Source organism: Cellulophaga sp. (assembly GCF_039943695.1).
In the GTDB taxonomy this organism is placed as follows: Bacteria; Bacteroidota; Bacteroidia; order Flavobacteriales; family Flavobacteriaceae; genus Cellulophaga.
The window spans coordinates 1-3,993 of the sequence record NZ_JBDVAA010000127.1; the positions used below are offsets into that span (position 1 = coordinate 1).

At 29.8% G+C, this 3,993-nt stretch carries 5 protein-coding genes; all 5 read left to right on the plus strand.

What is annotated here, in order from left to right; genetic code table 11:
* Positions 1–147: ACT domain-containing protein (locus ABJD66_RS08755; protein WP_348130523.1), on the plus strand; the 147-nt coding region annotated here is incomplete at its 5' end.
* 117 nt (positions 148–264) lie between these two features.
* A complete protein-coding gene (locus tag ABJD66_RS08760; RefSeq protein WP_348130514.1) occupies positions 265–741 on the plus strand; it encodes a hypothetical protein in 477 nt (158 codons plus the stop codon).
* Between the two features lie 121 nt (positions 742–862).
* Positions 863–1,330 (plus strand): hypothetical protein, encoded by a 468-nt coding sequence (locus tag ABJD66_RS08765; RefSeq protein WP_100896610.1) that lies wholly within the window; start codon positions 863–865, stop codon positions 1,328–1,330.
* Between the two features lie 57 nt (positions 1,331–1,387).
* The gene (locus tag ABJD66_RS08770) at positions 1,388–2,680 is read left to right on the plus strand and encodes an APC family permease (protein ID WP_348130517.1); all 1,293 of its coding nucleotides are present in this window, start codon (positions 1,388–1,390) and stop codon (positions 2,678–2,680) included.
* Between the two features lie 110 nt (positions 2,681–2,790).
* On the plus strand, positions 2,791–3,993 hold a 1,203-nt coding region (locus tag ABJD66_RS08775), incomplete at its 3' end, for a potassium/proton antiporter (protein ID WP_348130520.1).

The window sequence follows — 3,993 nt, forward strand, 5'->3', positions numbered from 1 at the left end:
CTAACAGCAGCTTTTTCTACAGAACTTACAAAACACAATATAAGCTGTAATGTAATTGCTGCATATTATCATGATCACATATTTGTAGATAAAAACGATACTAAAAAAGCTATTTCTGTACTTAAAGAATTAGCAGAAAAACAATAATAATTAATTTTAAAAAACTGTAAAACAGTCATTTCACGGAAAACAGGGAGTATTTATTTTTATTAGTCTATTAGTTTTGGAGTATTAAAATAAAAAAACAACTAAACCTTTTTTACGATGAATACAGATACTATTAAACAAAGATTAAATTCACAAGGAATTTATCACTCTGATGATAATATACTAGACAAAAGAAGTGTTATTGGCTACGAGAAAAAATTTAAACTAAGTTGGATGGCAACACAACTTAATACGTTTATTGTGGTTACAGATTTTAAAGATGAAAAAATCACCTCTACAATAGTAGACCAACACTTAACAGAATCTTTTAATTTTACAAAAACAAATTATACTGGTTGGCCACGTGGTTTACAGTCTGCAATTGGTGTTGTATCAATATTAATTTCTAATAATATTGACGAAGACGCAAAAGAATATTGCAAAAAATTAAAGAATGGTAAAAAATGGGCAGGATTCACAATTCCAGTAATTTTTAATCCAGATACCAAAGAAGTACATCAATTTGATAAAAACCCAATGTGGGGACGCATCTATTATCCTCACTTTAAAAAAATGATTAATAGCCTAAAATAAATTACAAAGAGTTAACCTTTAAACTGTAAAAAGTTAATTAAACATTAAGTTATCAATGCTTTAAAAATAAACAACTTATATGATTAAAAAAGGATGTAAATTTTGCTCTTAAAAAATCCAAATGAAGGAATTGGACGAGAAAATTTACATGCAAATTTTACAATTATCTAAGACAGCAGATTTGCTTATAGAAAAAGAAGAATACACCAATGCATTACAAAAATACTGGCTTGCTTATGATCTAATACCAGAGCCTAAAACAAAATGGGAAACAAGCACTTGGGTGTTGGCTTCTATTGGCGATATTAACTTTGTTAATAAAGATTATAAAGCTGGCGTAAAAAACTTATCTGACGCTATGCACTGTCCTGATGCTATTGGCAACCCTTTTATACATTTAAGATTAGGACAATGCCAATTAGAAATTGGAAACAAATACAGAGCAGAATGCGAACTTAATAGAGCATATGCCATAAAAGGTAAACCTATTTTTATGCAAGAAGACAAGAAATATTTTGACTTTTTAAACACCAGAGTAGATTTAACTCCACAAAAGAAAAAGTGGTGGAAGCTTTTAAAAAGCGAATAAAACAATCAGCTAAAATGGTTTTTTTATCTTTGTACTAGTAAAACTAGACTTGTATAAATGACAAACCAAAATTCTAAAATAAAATTACGAGATGCCATATCTATTGGTATAGGTGGTATGGTTGGTGGTGGTATTTTTGCAGTGTTAGGACTTGCAGTTTCCCTTGCAAAAGGTGGTACACCAATAGCATTTTTATTTGCAGGTATGTTAGCTCTTATAACATCTTATAGTTACGTTAAACTTTCTAAAACCTACCCAGACAGAGGTGGTACTGTAAAGTTTATAAACAAAGGCTTTGGAGTTTCTATATTTAGTGGTGCCATAAATAATTTACTTTGGGTTAGCTATATTATTATGCTATCCTTATACGCTAGTGCTTTTGGCTCTTATGCCCCTAACTTACTAGAAATTACAACACATAAAACATTAGATTTTCATATTTATGCTAGTGGTATTATTATTTTAGCTACCGTTATAAATTACTACAGTATTACGGTTGTGGGTAAAATAGAATCTTATGCAGTAATTATAAAACTGGTAATATTAATCTCTTTTATTTTTGTTGGCGCTTATGGTTTATTTGGCAATCCTAACCTATCACAACTAGCAATATCCCAATGGGAAAATCCTGTTAAACTATTTGCTGGCGGTATGGTTATTTTTGTTGCTTACGAAGGTTTTGAGCTTATAGCAAATGCTGCACCTGACATTATTAATCCAGAAAAAAATATTCCTAAAGCCTATTACTACTCTGTAATTTTTGTAATAATCCTTTACATAATTATTGCCTTTGTTACTGTTGGCTCTCTACCCTTTTCTAAAATTGCAATTGCAAAAGATTATGTTTTGGCAGAAGCTGCTGAGCCAATGCTTGGTAAAATTGGATTTTCAATTATTACAATAGCTGCTTTAATTTCTACTTTTTCAGCTATTAATGCTTCATTATATGGTGGTAGTCGTGTTAATTTTGAAATTGCTCAGGATGATGAGCTTCCTCATAATTTTTTATCTAAATTATGGAATCAACCTATAGGACTATTAATTACAGCTTTAGCAACATTAGTTTTAGTAAATGTATTAGACCTAGAAAGTATTTCTACAGCTGGCAGTGTTGGTTTTTTAGTAATATTTGGCATTGTTAATTTAGGTGGTTACAGAAGAGCAAAAGAAACGGGGTCTAAAAAAAGTATTCCTTTAATTGGTTTTACACTTTGTATAATAGCTACTTTGGCTTTATTACAACAACAATATACCTCTAATGTTTTAGGAGTAATTATATCTTTAAGTATAATTGCATTATGCTTTGTTTTAGAGTGGATTTACAAAAAAACAGAGAAAAACAAAGTATAAAAAAGAACAGTTTAATAATTGTACATTTCCTTGTAATACATTAACATAAATACATATTTTTATAGAAATTTTACCATTATTTTTGTGAGCTTATAAAAATTAACGCTTGTATGAATTTAACCATAGAAAATATTGTTTTAGTTGGCTCTATTCTTCTTTTTATTAGCATTATAGTAGGTAAAACATCTTATAAATTTGGAGTACCAACCTTACTATTATTTTTAGTAATAGGAATGCTTGCTGGGTCTGACGGCATTGGAGGTATTAAGTTTGATGATCCTAAACTTGCACAGTTTATAGGTATAGTATCTTTAAATTTTATTCTTTTTTCTGGTGGATTAGATACCAACTGGAACACTGTAAAACCTATACTAAAAGAAGGTATTGTACTCTCTACCATAGGCGTCCTTTTAACCGCAGTTACTATAGGTACTTTTGTATTTTATATTACAAATTTTACAATTTATGAAAGTATGCTACTTGGCTCTATTGTGTCTTCTACAGATGCTGCTGCTGTATTTTCTATTTTAAGATCTAAAAACTTAGCATTAAAAAATAATTTAAGACCAACCTTAGAGTTAGAAAGTGGTAGTAATGACCCTATGGCATATGTGCTAACACTTGCCTTTTTAACACTAGTAATAAATCAGGACCAGAGTATATTCTCTATCATACCAATGTTTATACAACAAATGGCATTTGGTGCAATAGCAGGTTTTGGTTTTGGTAAACTTAGCAAGTACATTATAAATAAAATTAAACTAGATTTTGAAGGCCTTTACCCAGTGCTAGTAATTGCATTAATGTTTATTACATTTTCTGCAACAGACTTTGTTGGTGGTAATGGTTTTTTAGCAATTTATATTTGTGCTGTTTATTTAGGTAATCAAGATTTAATTCATAAAAAAACCATTTTAAAAATGTACGATGGTTTAGCTTGGTTAATGCAAATTGTATTATTCTTAACGCTTGGCTTGCTTGTTTTCCCTTCTAAAATTGTTCCTGTTTTTGGTATTGGAATACTTATATCTTTATTCTTAATTTTAGTAGCACGCCCTGTAAGTGTATTTCTAAGTCTACTCTTTTTTAAAATGAAATTTAGACGTCGTTTTTATATTTCGTGGGTTGGTTTACGTGGTGCAGTACCAATTGTATTTGCTACGTACCCTTTATTGGCTGGTATAGACAAAGCAGATATGATGTTTAACATCGTATTTTTCATTTCAGTTTCTTCTGTATTAATACAAGGTACAACACTGTCTGTAATGGCTAAATGGTTAAACGTAGCATTACCTAATGAAGAAAAAAAACTA